Source organism: Cellulomonas gelida (assembly GCF_006538725.1).
GTDB classification, from domain to species: Bacteria; Actinomycetota; Actinomycetes; order Actinomycetales; family Cellulomonadaceae; genus Cellulomonas; species Cellulomonas gelida.
Genome location: NZ_BJLQ01000015.1, coordinates 62,619 through 78,928 on the forward strand (window position 1 = coordinate 62,619; position 16,310 = coordinate 78,928).

14 protein-coding genes and 1 tRNA gene are annotated in these 16,310 nt (G+C 73.1%); 5 read left to right on the top strand and 10 right to left on the bottom strand.

What is annotated here, in order from left to right; genetic code table 11:
• Window positions 1-5 precede the first annotated feature (5 nt).
• Complete coding sequence (gene tadA / locus CGE01nite_RS08790) at window positions 6-488, top strand: tRNA adenosine(34) deaminase TadA (protein WP_229747591.1); 483 nt, start codon at window positions 6-8, stop codon at window positions 486-488.
• On the opposite strand, the gene CGE01nite_RS08795 is transcribed toward tadA, so the two are convergent.
• Window positions 489-1,355 (bottom strand): Sir2 family NAD-dependent protein deacetylase, encoded by an 867-nt coding sequence (locus CGE01nite_RS08795; protein ID WP_229747592.1) that lies wholly within the window; start codon window positions 1,353-1,355, stop codon window positions 489-491.
• A gap of 129 nt (window positions 1,356-1,484) precedes the next feature.
• Between CGE01nite_RS08795 and CGE01nite_RS08800 the strand changes: the two genes are divergently transcribed.
• Window positions 1,485-1,574 (top strand) — tRNA-Ser (locus CGE01nite_RS08800).
• Between the two features lie 458 nt (window positions 1,575-2,032).
• Here CGE01nite_RS08800 and CGE01nite_RS08805 read toward each other — a convergent pair.
• The 7 genes from CGE01nite_RS08805 to CGE01nite_RS08835 form a co-directional block, all read right to left on the bottom strand.
• A complete protein-coding gene (locus CGE01nite_RS08805) occupies window positions 2,033-2,449 on the bottom strand; it encodes a hypothetical protein (RefSeq protein ID WP_141370320.1) in 417 nt (138 codons plus the stop codon).
• Window positions 2,450-2,501: 52 nt separating this feature from the next.
• A complete protein-coding gene (locus CGE01nite_RS08810) occupies window positions 2,502-3,410 on the bottom strand; it encodes a diacylglycerol/lipid kinase family protein (RefSeq protein ID WP_141370322.1) in 909 nt (302 codons plus the stop codon).
• The gene (locus CGE01nite_RS08815; protein WP_229747593.1) at window positions 3,407-4,141 is read right to left on the bottom strand and encodes a phosphatase PAP2 family protein; all 735 of its coding nucleotides are present in this window, start codon (window positions 4,139-4,141) and stop codon (window positions 3,407-3,409) included. Before CGE01nite_RS08815 ends, CGE01nite_RS08810 begins: the two co-directional genes overlap by 4 nt.
• Complete coding sequence (locus tag CGE01nite_RS08820; protein WP_141370325.1) at window positions 4,138-4,899, bottom strand: phosphatase PAP2 family protein; 762 nt, start codon at window positions 4,897-4,899, stop codon at window positions 4,138-4,140. The genes CGE01nite_RS08815 and CGE01nite_RS08820 overlap by 4 nt, the downstream gene beginning before the upstream one ends.
• Window positions 4,900-5,019: 120 nt before the next feature.
• On the bottom strand, window positions 5,020-5,328 hold the full coding sequence (locus CGE01nite_RS08825) for a type II toxin-antitoxin system TacA family antitoxin (protein WP_141370327.1): 309 nt from the start codon (window positions 5,326-5,328) through the stop codon (window positions 5,020-5,022).
• A 78-nt stretch (window positions 5,329-5,406) separates the two neighbouring features.
• A complete protein-coding gene (locus tag CGE01nite_RS08830; RefSeq protein ID WP_141370329.1) occupies window positions 5,407-5,919 on the bottom strand; it encodes a GNAT family N-acetyltransferase in 513 nt (170 codons plus the stop codon).
• 179 nt (window positions 5,920-6,098) lie between these two features.
• Window positions 6,099-7,568, bottom strand: coding sequence for an MFS transporter (locus CGE01nite_RS08835; protein WP_229747594.1), 1,470 nt, complete (start codon window positions 7,566-7,568; stop codon window positions 6,099-6,101).
• A 134-nt stretch (window positions 7,569-7,702) separates the two neighbouring features.
• Between CGE01nite_RS08835 and CGE01nite_RS08840 the strand changes: the two genes are divergently transcribed.
• Complete coding sequence (locus tag CGE01nite_RS08840; protein ID WP_141370331.1) at window positions 7,703-8,296, top strand: TetR/AcrR family transcriptional regulator; 594 nt, start codon at window positions 7,703-7,705, stop codon at window positions 8,294-8,296.
• Between the two features lie 10 nt (window positions 8,297-8,306).
• Here the strand turns inward: CGE01nite_RS08840 and CGE01nite_RS08845 are convergent, their stop codons facing one another.
• Together CGE01nite_RS08845 and CGE01nite_RS08850 are read right to left on the bottom strand one after the other, a co-directional pair.
• Complete coding sequence (locus CGE01nite_RS08845) at window positions 8,307-9,239, bottom strand: GGDEF domain-containing protein (RefSeq protein ID WP_141370333.1); 933 nt, start codon at window positions 9,237-9,239, stop codon at window positions 8,307-8,309.
• A gap of 112 nt (window positions 9,240-9,351) precedes the next feature.
• Window positions 9,352-10,836, bottom strand: coding sequence for an NAD-dependent succinate-semialdehyde dehydrogenase (locus CGE01nite_RS08850; protein WP_141370335.1), 1,485 nt, complete (start codon window positions 10,834-10,836; stop codon window positions 9,352-9,354).
• A 246-nt stretch (window positions 10,837-11,082) separates the two neighbouring features.
• On the opposite strand from CGE01nite_RS08850, the gene CGE01nite_RS08855 reads away from it, so the two are divergent.
• Window positions 11,083-13,464 carry a beta-L-arabinofuranosidase domain-containing protein gene (locus CGE01nite_RS08855; protein WP_141370337.1) on the top strand — a complete coding sequence of 794 codons (2,382 nt, stop codon included), beginning with the start codon at window positions 11,083-11,085 and terminating at the stop codon, window positions 13,462-13,464.
• Window positions 13,461-16,262: a hypothetical protein gene (locus CGE01nite_RS08860; protein ID WP_141370339.1), complete on the top strand. Its 2,802-nt coding sequence runs from the start codon at window positions 13,461-13,463 to the stop codon at window positions 16,260-16,262. The genes CGE01nite_RS08855 and CGE01nite_RS08860 overlap by 4 nt, the downstream gene beginning before the upstream one ends.
• Window positions 16,263-16,310 lie beyond the last annotated feature (48 nt).

Genomic DNA, 16,310 nt, shown 5'->3' on the forward strand with positions numbered 1-16,310 from the left:
ACGCCATGACCTCCACCGCCCGGCCCGTGGAGCCGGCCGATGCCTGGGCGATGGGCCTGGCGCTCGACGAGGCACGCCGCGCGATCCGCACGGGCGACGTCCCGGTCGGTGCGGTGGTCATCGACTCGGGCGGGGTCGTCGTCGGGCGGGGCCGCAACGCGCGCGAGGCCGACGAGGACCCCACCGCGCACGCCGAGGTGCGCGCCCTGCGCGCGGCGTCCGAGACGCTCGGCCGCTGGCGGCTCGACGACTGCACGCTCGTCGTGACCCTCGAACCGTGCCTCATGTGCGCGGGTGCGACCGTGCTGGCGCGCATCCCGCGGCTCGTCCTGGGCGCGTGGGACCCCAAGGCGGGCGCGTGCGGCTCGCAGTGGGACGTGGTGCGTGACCGGCGGCTCAACCACCGCGTCGAGGTGGTCGGCGGTGTGCGCGACGAGGAGTGCGGCGCGCTGCTGCGGCACTTCTTCGAGCTGCAGCGCGAGGAGTGATCAGCCGCTCGCGCGGGGTGCCGGCAGCACCTCCGCGAGCTCCGTCAGCGTCTCGGACGTGCCCGCGTCGAGCGTGACGACCGCGTACCGGTCGCCCCGCGTGGCCCCGCGGTTCACGACGACCACCGGCTTGCCCGCCTGCGCGGCGTGCCGCACGAATCGCAGCCCCGACTGCACCGTCAACGACGACCCTGCGACCAGCAGCGCGTCCCCCGCGTCCACCAGTGCGTACGCCCGCTCGACCCGCTCGCGCGGCACCGTCTCGCCGAAGTACACGATGTCCGGCTTGAGCATCCCGCCGCACCGCGCGCAGTCCGCGGCGACGAAGTGGCTCGTCGCCTCGATCACCGCGTCCGCGTCCGGCGCGATCTCCACGTCGGCCACCGCGCCGATCTCGTCGGCGAACCCGGGGTTGAGCGCGTCCAGCCGGTCCGCGAGCTCGCGTCGCCCGATCACCGTCCCGCACTCCAGGCACACCACCCGGTCGTACCGGCCGTGCAGGTCGATCACGTGCCGCGACCCCGCCGCCTCGTGCAGCAGGTCCACGTTCTGCGTGATGATCCCCAGCACCACACCCCGCTGCTCGAGCGCGACGAGCGCCTGGTGGCCCTTGTTGGGGAGCGTCCTGTTCACGTGCCGCCACCCCACGTGGTTGCGCGCCCAGTAGTGCCGCCGGAACGCCTCGTCCCCGACGAACTGCTGGAACGTCATCGGCGTGCGCGGGGGCGAGTCCGGGCCGCGGTAGTCCGGGATCCCCGAGTCGGTCGATACACCAGCGCCCGTGAGCACGGTCAGCCGGTGCCCCGCGAGCGCGTCGACCACATCCCCCAGCGAGGCGGTCGTGACCTGGCGTGCATCAGTGCTCACCTCTCCACGGTAGGCCTGCTCCCGGGGGTCTGCTGGGGTGCTGCGCTGCCCGGTGCGGGGTGGTCCGCTGACCTCGGCGTGGACCCGGATTCGGTGCATCGTCTCCGACCGGGTACCCTTCTGCACCGAGGTAGCGTGTCCGAGCGGCCTAAGGAGCACGCCTCGAAAGCGTGTGTGGGTGAAAGTCCACCGTGGGTTCAAATCCCACCGCTACCGCCAGCCGAAGGGCCCCACCCGCACGATCACGCGGCTGTGGGGCCCTTCGTCATCCCCGATCCTCCGTTGACCCTCCGAATTGGCCCCTCCAGGGCGTCATCCGGCGCCTGGGCGACGAGCTGATCGATGATGACCCGCAGGTCCGGAGCCACATGGAGCCGCTGGACGTAGTGGCGGGCCGTGGTGCTCTCGTCAGAGTGCCCGAGCAGTGCCGTGGCGTTCGCGAGAGTGCTTTCGCTCGCCACCTGGGTGGCCACGGTCCGGCGGAAGTCGTGCGGGGGGCTATCTACGCCGCATCCTTCGCAGGCGCGGCCAGGCGGCGCGCCGAGACCGTCGGGCGACTTCAGCGTGCGCTCGAGTTCGCGGGCCTCACGATGATCGGAACGACCGGCGACGGTGCGAGTCGGCCTTGACCCCCGCCTCGGCGAAACACAATCGCGAGAGGGTGAGCTCGGCCCTTCTCAAGCTCCGGACAGCTGCATCAAGAAGCTCTCGACGACAGCTGGTGCGTTCTCGGGGCGCGCGAAGTCGCCTGTCACCACGACCGGCCCGTTGGGTCGGTTCTCTGCTCGCCGGGGTGTCTGCCGGGCGAAGGCGACGCGGACTCGGTCGGGCGTCTCGTAGTTCACCTCGACGCGCTCGTGGAAGTCGTATCCCGTCTCGCCGTGGTGGGTGAACAAGAGCGTGAACATCGAGGTGTCCGGTCGCACGTGGGCCTGCCACGTCGGCCGCAGCTGCTCAAGGAGGTCGACGTTGAACGTGGCGGCATCGGTGGCCAGGTCCCGGTATCGGTTCAGCGCGGCATCCCACGGTGCTCGCGTGGCGGCGTCCGAAGCCATGGCCTCAACGTAGTCCGCGCGGTCGGCGAGGCGAGCCATGAAGGGTCCGCGCGGGCGGGCCGGCTCTTACCTTCTGCCGCCTTCGGTCGCGTCAGGCGTTCGTGGCGAGGACTCGGACGGGGAGGGTTGCGGGGCGGATGCGGCACTCGAGCTTGCGGTGCTCGCCGACGGCGTCGCCGTCGAGCTGGACGGCTCTGGGGTGCTGGGTCGACACCCGGAAGCCGGTCGACTGGTAGCGCTCGAGGTGCTCGTGCGCGCGGCCCGCAGTGAGGACGGTGCGGATCGTGCGGATCCAGCCGGGCAGACCGCTGGGGGCGATGACGGCGGCGTCGAGCAGCCCGTCGTCGAGGCGGGCTTCGGGCATGAGCTCCATGCCGCCGGTGAGCGTCCCGCTGTTGCCGATGACCACGGCGCGGACGGTGCGTGAGGTGGCGTGGCCGTCGCGGGGCTGCACGCGTGCGGTGAAGCCGCCGCGCGCTGCGGCCTTGACGCCGGACACCAGGTAAGCGGGCCAGCCGAGGACGCCCTTGAGTCGTTCGTCGGCGTGAGCCATGGTCTCGGCGTCGAGTCCCATGCCCGCCATGACGAGGAAGACGTGCTCGTCGTCCGAGCCGTCGAGCGTCAAGGTACCGACGTCGATCCGCGACGTGCGGCCGTCGAGCACGACGGCGAGTGCGTCCTCGAGGCTATCGACGGGCAGGCCGAGCGCGCGGGCGAGCAGGTTGCCGGTGCCGGCGGGCAGCAGGCCGAGCGGGACGTCGCCCCCGGCCAGCACCTCGGCGACGGCGCGGACGGTGCCGTCGCCGCCGAGCGCGCACACGAGGTCGGCGCCCTGGTCGAGCGCCTCGCGCGTCTGCCCGCTCCCCGGGTCCTCGACGGTCGTCTCGATCCACAGGGGCCGCTCGAGCCCGCGCGCCGCGCAGGCGTCGTCGATCACGGCCCGGATCTTCTCGGCGTCGTCGAGCTTGGAGGGGTTGGCGACCACGGCGAGGTGGGTCATCGGGCACGCTCCGCGCTCTGGACGGTGGTGGGCTCATCGGCGGGGCGCGGCGTGCGCCGCAGGTAGTTCCAGGCGAGGACCGTGCAGACGAGCCCGTTGAGCACGCCGACGACGATGTCGCTCACGTGGTGCATCCCGCGGTACAGGCGCGAGTACACGACGAGCATGGGGAGCACGAGCAGGATCACGGTGACGGTGACCCGCAGCCAGGTGCGTTCGATGCGCTGCGCCATGAGTGCGAACGTCACGTAGAGCGCGGTGGAGGCGCCCGAGTGGCCGCTGGGGAAGCTCGACGTGGGCGGCGCCTCGTCGAGGGCCTCGACGTCGGGGCGTTCCCGCCCGACGACCAGGGCGGCGAGCATGAACACCGACGCCTGCGTGGCGACGGCGATCGCGGGTACCACGGCGTACCACCACTGCCGGGTGCGCCACCAGACCGCTGCGACGACGACGAGGCAGACCCCGACGATGATCGGGGTGTTGCCGATCGTGCTCCACCAGGACGTCAGCTGGTCGAGCAGCGCCGTGCGCTGCTCCACGAACCACTCGTTGACCGCGAGCTCACGCTCCCCGAGCGTGGCCAGCGGACCCATGAGCAGCAGCCCGATCCCGACGACCACCGCCCACCACCCGACGGCGGGCACGGCCACCCTGAGCCCGAGGTCGCGTCCGAACTCGCCGCCCGACGGTGCGGACGGGTCGTTCGCGTAGCGGTCCAGATCGAGCCTCACCGTGCCTCCTGAGTCGTTCGGACCGACGGCCCCGGCGGCACCGGGTCCTGCGGTGACCATCCCCGGTATCCGAGGTAGGACGCCAGCACGAGCCCCACCCCCAGGACGGTGCCCGCGAGCACGTCCGTGGGGAAGTGGGCGCCGAGCAGCACCCGGTCGAGCGCCGTGAGCGCCATGAGCAGAGCGGCCCCGGCGACCGCGGCCGTCTTCGCCCCGCGGCTGTGCAGCAGCGGCCAGACGAGCACGACGAGCGTCGTGGACCAGGCGGCGGTGGTCGAGGCGTGACCCGACGGGAACGAGTAGCCCGACGCGTGCGTGAGCGGCTCGTCCAGCACCGGCCGGGCCAGCCGGGTGAGCTCCTTCGCGAGGTTCGCGAACCCCCATGCCGCCAGCGCCGTCGCCAGCGCCCACCAGGTCCGGGTCTTCATCCCGGTCCGCCACCACACGAGCAGGCACGCGCCGACGACCAGCACGATCACGCGCCGGCCCTCGAACACCCACTGCCAGGCGAGCAGCGCGTCGACGAGCGTCGGGTGCTCCGACGCGAACGACACGGCGGCCCGGACGGTCCGCTCGTCGAACCGCACCAGCGGCTCCCAGGAGTCGCGCACCAGGAGACCCAGCGCGAGCACCGAGGCCGCCGTCGCGGCCGCGGCCGCAGCGGCGCGCAGCAGCCTGCGGGTGCGGCCCGGGGCGACCGCTGACGCGCTCGCGGACAGCGGTTCCGGGCGCCCACGGCGCAAGGGGGTGCGGCTCACGTGCGAAAGGGTGTCACGGGAGTCTCGACCCGGCGCGTCGAGCGCGATCCACGGGTGGGGAGCAGACTCTGGCTTCCGCTCTCGATGACGGCGTGCGAGTGGCACGCGACGGAGCTCGCCTTAGTGGGCGGCTAGATCCTTCGCCCCACGCCGGGTCGCGTCGCGCCCGACCGCTGCGATGAGCGCCGCGAGCTCTGGAACCGCCTGGGGCTCGGCGTCGAGTGCAGCGTCGACCTGATCGAGCTCGCGAGGGGTCAGCTGGAGGATGCGGTCCCGGAGCAGTACCTCTCGAGCGTGCTCCATGGCGGCGCCGAGCACGAACGACGACACGTCCTGCTGCTGTGCGGCGGCTGCCTCGCGGATCGTCGACAGGGCCTCGGGCGAGACCCGCATGTTGAGGCGATCGGACCGCGCGCTTGCGGTGGGCATCTCTACTCCTAGTGAGAGGGTGCAGCGGGCAACGACACCGCCGGACGTGCACCACTGTACGCACGTGGTGAGTACGGATCAACTGGATTCGGAGGTGACGAAGGTCGCACGGAGCTCCTTCGTCGTCATGAACAGGCTCAGTTCATGGTCGAGGAACCGCCGGAATCCGTACTTGAGATAGAAGCACGCGGCGTTCTCGTGCAGTGCATGGACCACGACGATCTCGAACCCCACGTCCTCGGCCGCCGATGCGAGCTTGTGCAGCGCGTCGAAGAGAAGGATCCTCCCGACGCCCGCGCCCTGGTACCCGACGTCCACCGCGAGCCGAGCCATGAGCATCGCCGGTATCGGGTAGCGACGGGTGCGCCCGATGGCCGACGAGCCGTCGGCCGCCGACAGCTCAAACGTGCGGAGCGAGTAGTAGCCGGCGATCCGACCCTTGTGCTCATCGAGCAGCAGCGTGGTGCGGACGTTGTTGCGCCGCTCGTTCTGACCGGCGTGCTCCGCCAGCCAGTTGTCGAGCTCAGGCTCACCGCAGGTGAACGGGTGCAACTTGAGTGCTTCGGAGTCGAACGGCCGCGGGATGAGCATCTGGGCGAGTGCCTTCCGTCCAGCTGAGAGCGCTGGCGGTCACGATAGACGCACGGGCGGGCAGGATGTGCCAGTTTCGGGCCGTGAGCCGGGGGCCAACGCGCCGCCTCAACGACCTGGGCGCGCGCGGACGACGAAGGCCCCGCCCGAAGGCGGGGCCTTCGTCGAGCTGGTGTACCTCAGTCAAGGGCCAGCGCGAGCTCGCGGTCAGGCTCGACGACCTGGGGTGCCAGGCGCGCAGGCCGGACGAGCAGGGCAAGGAGGACCACGGTGACGGCCGTCAGGCCCGCGCCGACGAGGAACGCCTGCTGCGCCCCGACGACGAACGCGTGCTGCGCGATCTCCGCGGCGGTGGACCCGACTGGCCCGGCGGCCCGCGCCGCGGACTCCGCCACGGTCACGAGCACGGCCAGCCCGAGCGCGCCGCCGATCTGCTGCGCGGCGTTGACGAGCCCGGAGGCCGCGCCGGCGTCGCGCGGGTCGACGCCCTGGAGCCCGGCGGCGGTCAGCGGGACGAACGCGAGCCCGTTGCCGATCCCGAACAGCACGAGTGAGACCAGGATCTGCGGGTAGCCGGAGTCGGCGGTGAGCCGCGACAGGAGCACCAGGGCGACGGTGGTGACGGTGAGCCCGCCGACCATCAGCCCCCGGGTCCCGAGCCGCTCCATGAGACGCGCGCTGACCTGCGAGAACACCAGCAGCATGACGGTGATGGGCAGGAACGCGACGCCCGTGGCGAGCGGCGAGTAGCCCAGGACGTCCTGCAGGAACTGGGTGAGGAAGAAGAACAGCCCGGTCATCGCGGCCATGAGCAGGAGCCGCCCGACGAGCGCCGCGGCGCGGGTGCGGTCGGCGACGAGCCGCAGCGGCGTGATCGGTGACGGCGCGCGCAGCTCGATGAGCACGAACGCGACCAGCAGGAGCGCGCCGACCGTGAACGCGGCGACGGTCCGCGGCGCGGACCACCCGTACTCCGCGGCCTCGACGAACCCGTAGACCAGCGCCGTCATGCCGATGGTCGAGGTGAACGCGCCCGTGAGGTCGAACCGGCCGGGGTGGCGGCGCGTCTCCGTGAGGACGGCGCGCGCGAGCAGCACCAGGCCGATGCCGATCGGCACGTTGACGAACATGACCCACCGCCAGGAGACCCACTGCGTGAGCATCCCGCCGGCGATCAGGCCCAGTGCGGACCCGCCGATGGAGACGGCGGAGAAGTACCCGAGCGCGCGGGCGCGCTCGCGACCCTCGGGGAAGCGCCCCATGAGCAGCGCGAGCGCGGACGGCGCCGCGAAGGCCGCGCCGATGCCCTGTGCCGCGCGGGCGGCGAGCAGCGTGACGTCCGAGCCGGCGAACCCGCCGACGAGCGACGCGACCGTGAACAGCGAGATGCCGGCGACGAGCACGCGGCGCCGGCCGAGCAGGTCGCCCGTGCGGGCGCCGAGCAGGAGCAGCCCGCCGAAGGCGAGCGTGTAGGCGTTGAGCACCCAGGACAGGCCGGTGGGTGTGAAGCCGAGTGCGCGCTGCATGTCCGGCAGCGCGACGTTCACGATCGTCATGTCGAGCACCAGCATGAGCTGGGTGGTGAGGATGGCGGCCAGGACCAGCACGGGCGAGGCCGTGCGAGAAGTGGGGGACGCGGGCGCGATCATGCGGACCTCCGCGGTCTATGATGTCGATGAAGCGGAGGGAGCCTCCGCTGTGATGGGACTATACGGAGGGTGCCTCCGGTTACGCAAGAGCATGCGATGATCTGCTGCATGCCGACGACGACGAGGAGCGTGTGGTGAGCAAGGACGCGACCGCTGCGCGGCCGTTGCGCGCCGACGCCGCCCGCAACCGCCAGAAGATCCTCGACGCCGCCACCGCCGCCTTCGACGCCCAGGGCACCGACGCCTCCTTGGAGGACATCGCGCGCACGGCCGGCGTCGGCGTCGGCACGCTGTACCGCCACTTCCCAACTCGGCTCGACCTGATCGCCAGCGTCTACCGCTCGAGCCTCGACGCGTTCGTCGCACGGGCCGACGAGCTGCTCACCCGGCTCCCGGCGGGCGAGGCCCTCGACACCTGGGTCCTCGGCTTCGTCGGCTACGTCATCCGCAAGCGCGGCATGGCCTCGGCGCTCAAGGCCGGGCTGGGCCCGCAGGCCGCGGAGGTCATGAACGAGGGCCGCACCCGGCTCGAGGGCGCCGCCACACGGCTCGTCGCCGCAGCGCAGGCCGAGGGCTCGATCCGCACGGACCTCGAGCCCGCCGACCTCATGCGCGCGGTGAGCGGCGTGTGCCTCGCGGGCGTCGAGTCGATGGACCGCGAGCGCACCGAGCGCGTCCTGCGCCTGGTGCTGGACGGCCTGCGCTGGAGCGCCCCCGCCCCCGCCTGACCGCACGGGCTCAGGCGGGCACGCGCTCGCGGCGCTTGAGCGCGTGCATGCGGGCGAGCGCCTGCGTGACCAGGGCGTCGGCGTGCGTGGCGCCGAGGTCGCTGGCCACGACGAGCCGCACGGGACGGTCGTCGCCCCGCTGCGGCGCGAGCGCGTGGTCGACCTCGCGGCGCAGCTGCGCGACGTGCTGCTCGAACTGCTCGGGCGTGGCCCCGGCGACCATGACGACCGCCATGAGCTCGTCCGAGCCCGTGCGCCCGACGAGGGCGCCCGAGGGCAGCGCGGCCTTGAGGCGACCGGCGAGCCGGACGAGGAAGTCGTCGGCGGCGACCGGTCCGTGGGTGGCGTTCAGCGCGCCGAAGTCGTCGACGTCCGCGACGAGCAGGACGAGCCGCCGCGACGAGCCCGCGAGCATCGTCGACCACGACCGCAGCGTGTGCAGCACGAGCTCGCGCCCGGGCAGCCGCGTCAGCGGGTCGTGCAGCGAGCGCGTGGTGAGGGACGCGACGAGCGAGAGGACCAGGTCGCCGGTCGCCACCGACGCCCAGGTGGACCCGCGCACCACGACGTCGTCGTAGCGCGCCGACCCGCGCCGCTCCATGGCGCGGGTCGCGGCCTCGACGATGCCGGTGCCGGAGTCCACGACGAGCGGCGCGAAGTCCGCGACCTCGGCGATCGGGCGGCGCGTGAGCACGGCGCGGCCGAAGCCGAGCCGGCCGGTCTGCGCGTCGGCGAACCGGCTGCGCGTGAGCAGGCCGACGTGGTCGTCGTCCCGCCGCACGCCCAGGCACGCGACGTGCGGGGACCGGAACAGCACCTCGACCTCGCTCATCGGCGTCTGCGGCTCCACCACGGTGAGGTCGGCTGCGAGGTCGTCGACCAGCCGGTGCACGCCTCCCGCCACCCGCGCTGCCCTGACCAGCATGTCCACGTCGTTCGACACCCGGTGATCGTGCCGCACCGCGCGGGGGAGGAACCGGGCGAACGGGACCGTGCGCGCAGTGTTCACCGACGCGTCGCCGGCTGGTCACCGCCGCGCGCACACGAACTGTCGCCTACGCGAACGGGTCGGCGGTGAGCGTGTACTTCGTCTCGAGGTACTCGGCGATCCCCTCGGCGCCACCCTCGCGGCCGAGCCCCGACTGCTTCCACCCGCCGAACGGCGCCGCGGCGTTCGAGACGACACCGACGTTGAGCCCCATCATCCCGGTCTCGAGCCGCTCGATCATGCGCTGCCCGCGCGCCAGGCTCTGCGTGTAGACGTAGGAGACCAGGCCGTACTCGGTGTCGTTCGCGAGCCGCACGGCCTCGTCCTCGTCGTCGAACGGGACGATCGCCAGGACGGGTCCGAAGATCTCCTCGCGCATCAGGCGGGAGTCAGCAGGGACGTCGGACAGGACGGTCGCGGCGTAGAACGTCCCGGGGCGGTCGAGCGGCGAGCCGCCCGTGCGCACCGTCGCGCCGCGGTGCACGGCGTCGGTGACGAGCTCGTCGGCCTTGGCGACCGCGTCCTCGTCGATCAGCGGACCGATCGTCACGCCGTCCTGCGTCCCCCGTCCCGTGCGGAACGACGAGACGCGCTCGGTGACGCGCCGCGCGAACTCGTCGGCCACCGAGCGGTGCACCAGGAACCGGTTCGCGGCGGTGCAGGCCTGGCCGATGTTGCGGAACTTCGCGGCGAGCGCGCCGTCGACCGCGGCGTCCAGGTCCGCGTCGTCGAACACGACGAACGGCGCGTTCCCGCCGAGCTCCATCGACGTGCGCAGCACGCCGCCCGCCGCGAGCTCGAGCAGGCTCCGGCCCACCGGCGTGGACCCGGTGAAGGACAGCTTGCGCAGGCGCGGGTCACGGATGATCGCCTCGGAGACCGGCCCCGTGGCCTTCGTCGTGATCACGTTGACGACGCCGTCCGGGACGCCCGCCTCCTGCAGGAGCTGCGCGACGAACAGGGTCGTCAGCGGGGTCAGGGACGCGGGCTTCACGACGACCGTGCACCCGGCCGCGAGCGCGGGGGCGATCTTGCGCGTGGCCATCGCGAGCGGGAAGTTCCACGGCGTGATGAGGAAGCACGGGCCCACGGGGTGCTGGCTGACGATCATCCGGCCCGTGCCCTCGGGGTTCGGGCCGTAGCGGCCCTGCACGCGCGTGGCCTGCTCGGAGAACCAGCGCAGGAACTCCCCGCCGTAGGTGACCTCGGCGCGGGACTCCGCGAGCGGCTTGCCCATCTCGATCGTCATGAGCAGCGCGACGTCGTCGGCGCGTGCGGTCAGCAGGTCGAACGCGCGCCGCAGGGTCTCGGCGCGCTCGCGGGCGGGGGTCCGGGACCACGCGGGGAAGGCCGCGGCTGCGGCGTCGAGTGCCGCGGTGCCGTCGGCGACCGTCGCGGACGCGACGTGCGCGACCACCGAGCCGTCGGACGGGTCGTGCACCGCGAACGTCCCGCCGTCGGATGCGGCACGCCACCGGCCGCCGATCAGCAGCCCGTCCGGGACGCTCGCGAGCAGGCGAGCCTCTCGGTCCGCTGTCGTGTGGTCGCTCATGCGGACTCCCTCGTCGCGGTCGGGGCCATTCGCCCTCGTCGATCGTAGGTCGACCGTCCTGCAGGGGCCTGACCGGGCGCGAGCGGGCCTGACCGAAAAGACCGAAACCCATTGCGAACCTGTGGCGCCCGGGTCAGACTGGCCGGGTCCCGCCACGCACCACACGCACACCAGGCGGGAGCCCGGGCGGACCGACTGCCATCGCCCGACCGGGACGGTCAACGACGACCACGTGGAGAGGGCGCCATGCAGCACGCGCACGACCAGCACGACCCTGACCTCAGCAGCCCGCCGGCCACCGGCGGCCACAGCCCCGGACGCGACCTGCTCGCGCTGGTCGAGCGCCCCCTGGGGCGCCGCACGCTCCTGCGCGCGGGGGCGTTCGCCACCGCCGCCGCGGGGATCGCGTGGGCCGTACCGGCCGCCGCGGCCGGCTCGCGGACCGCCGCGCCTGCGCCCGCCGGCCTGGCCGTGCCCCGCGCGGCCAGGGCGGCCGCGGTGAGCGAGGCGCAGGGCGCGTTCCCGGCCTCGTGGACCGTGCGGCCGTTCGCGCTGAGCGACGTCTCGCTCGGGCAGAGCGTGTTCACCCGCGCGCAGCAGCAGATGATCGCGCTCGCGAAGGCCTACCCCGTCGACCGCCTGCTCGTCGTGTTCCGGCGCAACGCCGGCCTGTCGGTGAACGGCGCGAGCGCACCCGGCGGCTGGGAGGAGCTCGGCCCCGCGCCCGACGAGCAGCGCTGGGGCCCCGCCGAGTACGTGCGTGGCCAGAACACGCGCGGCGCGGGCGGTCTGCTGCGCGGCCACTACGGCGGGCACTACCTGTCGATGCTCGCGATGGCGTACGCGACCACGGGAGACGAGGCGATCCTGGCCAAGGTCGACGAGTTCGTCACCGGTCTCGAGCAGTGCCGCGCGGCGCTCGCCGCCACGGGCAAGTACTCCCACCCGGGGTTCCTCGCGGCGTACGGCGAGTGGCAGTTCAGCGCGCTCGAGGCGTACGCGCCCTACGGCGAGATCTGGGCGCCCTGGTACACGTGCCACAAGATCCTCGCGGGCCTGATCGACGCGTACCGCTACACGGGCAACCCGCTCGCGCTGCAGCTCGCGGAGGGCCTCGGGCGCTGGACGTACGCGCGCCTGTCGGCGTGCTCGGCCGAGCAGCTCGAGCGCATGTGGGGCATCTACATCGGCGGCGAGGCGGGCGGCATGAACGACTCGCTCGTCGACCTCTACACGCTGTCCACCGCCGCCGACCGCGCGAACTTCCTCGCCGCCTCGCGGCTGTTCGACCTGCGCTCGCTCGTCACCGCGTGTGCCGAGAACCGGGACACGCTCAACGGCAAGCACGCAAACATGCACATCCCCACGTTCGTCGGCTACGCCAAGCTCGGCTCCTGGACCGGCGACGCGACGTACACCACGGCGACCCGGAACTTCTTCGGGATGATCGTGCCCGGGCGCATGTACGCGCACGGTGGCACGGGCGAGGGCGAGATGTGGGGCCCGGCCGACACCGTGGCGGGCGACATCGGGCCGCGCAACGCCGAGTCCTGCGCGGCGTACAACATGCTCAAGGTCGCTCGTACGTTGTTCTTCGAGCAGCAGGACGCGGCCTACATGGACTACTACGAGCGCACCGTCCTCAATCACATCCTGGGCGGCAAGCGGGACCAGTCGTCGACGACGAGCCCGCAGAACCTGTACATGTACCCCGTCGGGCCCGGAGCCCGGAAGGAGTACGGGAACGGCAACATCGGCACGTGCTGCGGCGGCACTGGCCTCGAGAGCCCGGTGAAGTACCAGGACTCGATCTGGTTCCACGCGGCCGACGAGTCGGCGCTGTGGGTCAACCTCTACGTCGCCTCCGAGCTGCGCTGGACCGCGCGCGGCATGCGGATCGTCCAGGAGGGCGGCTACCCGAACGACGAGGACGTCACGATCCGCATCGCGCAGGGGTCGGGCGCGCTCGACCTGCGGCTGCGCGTGCCCGGGTGGGCCACGTCGTTCGTCGTGAAGGTCAACGGCACGACGGTCGCCAGCACGGCCGACGGCACCGCGACGCCCGGCACGTACCTGTCGATCGACCGCACGTGGGCCACGGGCGACGAGGTCGCCCTGACGATCGCGCTGCCGCTACGCGCCGAGCCGACCGTCGACCGCGCCGACATCCAGTCGCTGCAGCGCGGGCCCGTGGTGCTGTCCGCGCTGAGCTCGTCGACCAAGTACCTGCAGCTCTCGCTGTACGACCGCATGGGCCTCGACGGGTCGCTGTCGCGTGACGTACGGGCCGACGAGTACGGCTACGTGACCATCGGCGGGCAGCAGTTCGAGCCCGCCTTCTCCGGGCAGGACGTCGCCTACCACATGTACGTGCAGCGCTCGGAGAAGAAGATCGCGTTCGCGGGCGTCGACTCGGGCGCCGCCAACCCCACGCGCACCGACGGCACGTCGTTCCTCGACGACGTGTGGGCCGGGGCGCCGTTCGCCGACAGGCAGGCGTTCCTCGAGCGGGTCCAGACCACGTCCGGGGCCTGGGTCGCGGAACGGTTGATGAGCGCGAGAGACCGGCAGAAGGTGCTGGTCGCGGCCGCGCGTGCGCCCTTCGGCCGTCCGGCGGTGGCCCGATGAGCGCCGTCGACCTGCGCTCGGGCGCGCGTCTGAGCCGGCTGGTCGCGGCGGTCGCCGCCGTCGCGCTCGTCGGGACCGGGGCGCTCGTCGGGACGTCCGCGGGTGCGGCGCCGCGATCGGTGGCGCTCGAGCGTGGACCCGCTGCCGTGCCGGCGGGTGCGGCCCTCACCGCCGCCGTGCCGGCGGGTGCGGCCCTCACCGCCGCCGACGAGACGGTCGCGAGCAACGTCGCGCTGATCGCCGCGCCCACCGTGAGCTTCGTTCCCGGGTGGAACCGCGCCTCGGCGCTCAACGACGGCACCGAGCTCACGCCCGACGGCCACGGCTCGGTGTGGGGCACCTACAGCGACTTCGTCGCGCAGCACTGGGCGCAGTACGACTGGGAGTGGCCGGTCACGGTCGACCGGTCCGCGGTGTGGTTCTGGAACGACGTCGCGAGCGCCGGCAACGTGCAGAACCCCGCCGCGTGGCACCTGGAGTACCGGGACGCCTCGGGACAGTTCCAGCCCGTGAGCACCACGACGTACCCGATCGCGACGGGTGCGGGCGCGATCCTCGGTCCGAACGAGGTCACGTTCACGCCGGTCACGACGACCGCGCTGCGCCTGGTCCTCGACGCGGAGGTCCGCGGCGACCCCGACCCGTACTACGCGGTCGCGTCGACCGAGTGGCAGGTGTGGGGCACGGGCGGCGCCGAGCCCGAGGTCCCCGTGGACCCGAACGCCCCGATCGCGGTCGAGGACGTCGCGGTGCGCACGCTCGTCGGCCAGGTGCCGACCCTGCCCGACGAGGTCTGGGTGCTGCCCGAGAACGGCCCGCTGGCCTACGTCGACGCGATGTGGGACCCCGTCCCGGCCGACGCGGTCGACGAGCTCGGCACGGCCCTCGTGGAGGGCGCCGCGGGCGACACGGAGCTCGCCGCGACCGTCCATGTCGTCGCCGACCTCGCCTCGCCGGTCGAGGAGGTCGACCACACGACCACGGTCACCACGCCAGGCGTGGCACCCGTGTGCGCGCGCACCGTGACGGCGTGGCACGCGGACGGCAGCGCGGCGTCCACGACGCCCGTGACCTGGGACGCGATCGACCCGGCGGACTACGCCGACGCCGAGTCGCTGTTCGCGGTCGAGGGCGCGGTGTCCGGCTTCGCGCCGCGCGTGGAGTGCACCGTGTGGGTCGTCGCCCCGACGTCCGACGACGAGGGCCCCGGCGTCGCGGTCGACGTCGACTCCGCGCCCGCCTCGTCGGGCTGGTACACCGCGTCGCCGCAGGTGAGCGTGCGCGTGGTCGAGGGCGGTGCGCCCGTCGAGTCCGTCGAGGTCCGCATCGGCTCCGGCGACTGGCAGCCGTACACCGAGCCGGTCACGGTCGAGGCGGAGGGCACGGTCGCGGTCGCGGCACGCGCCACCGACAGCGAGGACCGCACGGGCGAGGCGACGCGCACGCTCAAGGTCGACACGCGGGCACCCGTCACCGAGGTCGCCCACGCGCTCGGCGCGACGTCCGCGACGTTCACGCTCACGCCGACGGACCCCGAGCCCGGCTCGGGCCTCGCCCGGACCCTGTTCTCCTACGGTCCGAGCGCCGACCCGGAGTCGAGCGAGAACGTCATGTGGGCCACGTACGAGGAGCCGTTCGGCGTCTCGCTCGACCAGGACGCCACCGTGTACGTGCACGTCCGCTCGCAGGACCTCGCCGGTCACCAGGAGCAGACGCGCACGACCGAGCTCGCGCCTGTGGCGCCCATGGTCGTGACGCCCGCCGCTCCGGTGCTGACCGCACCGCGGTGCGTCGAGGGTGAGGTCGTCGACGGCTCGATCGCCGTGCCGTCGGTGCCAGGCGTCGTCTACACGGTCGACGGCCAGGCGGTGAGCGGTGCGATCCCGATCGCCGCGGGCGCCACCGTGCGCGTCGAGGCGCGCCCCGCCACCGGGTACGCGTTCGCCGGCGAGGCACAGGTGGTCGAGTACCTGCTCACCGCGACGACGCCCGACTGCACGCCCGACCCGCGCGAGGTCGAGCCCGGCACCGTGACGGTCGCGGGTCAGGCGCGCGTGGACCAGCGGCTGACCGCCACGGCGGCCGGCTGGGGTCCGCCGGGGGTGCGCCTGAGCTACCAGTGGTACGCGAGCGGCAAGGCCGTCGCGGGCGCCACGGCGCGTACGCTCGTCGTCGCCCCGGCGCACGTCGGCAAGCGTCTGGCGGTGCGCGTGACCGGGTCCGGGGACGGTCTCGTCTCGCGGTCGCTGCTCTCGGGCCAGACCGCGGTGGTGGTCAAGGCGACGTTCGTCGCGCCGAGGCCGACCATCGCGGGGACCGTGGCGGTCGGGAAGACCGTGACCGCGCGGACGGGCACGTGGAAGCCCGTCGCGACGCTCACGTACCGCTGGTACGCCGACGGCAAGCCGATCAGCGGGGCGACGAAGTCGACGCTGCGGCTGTCGAAGGCGCTCGCGGGCAAGAAGCTGACGGTCCGCGTGACCGGCAGCCGCCCCGGGTACGTCACGGCGTCGGTCGTCTCACCCGCGCGCACGTGGCGGCTGCAGTCGTCGACGCCGCGCATCACCGGCACCCCGGCCGTGGGGCGGACGCTGCGGGCCCTGCCGGGCACGTGGACGGCGGGGACCCGGCTGACCTACCAGTGGAAGGTCGACGGAGTCGCGATCAAGGGCGCCTCCGGCCAGAGCTACAAGGTACGAGCGGCCGACCGGGGCGACCGGATCACGGTCAGCGTCACCGGCACGAAGAAGGGATACACGACGGCGACCCGCACGTCGCCGGGGGTGCGCATCCGCTGATGCGCCCGGAGCCGACCGCCCGCCGCTGGGCCCCCTCCCAGCGGCGGG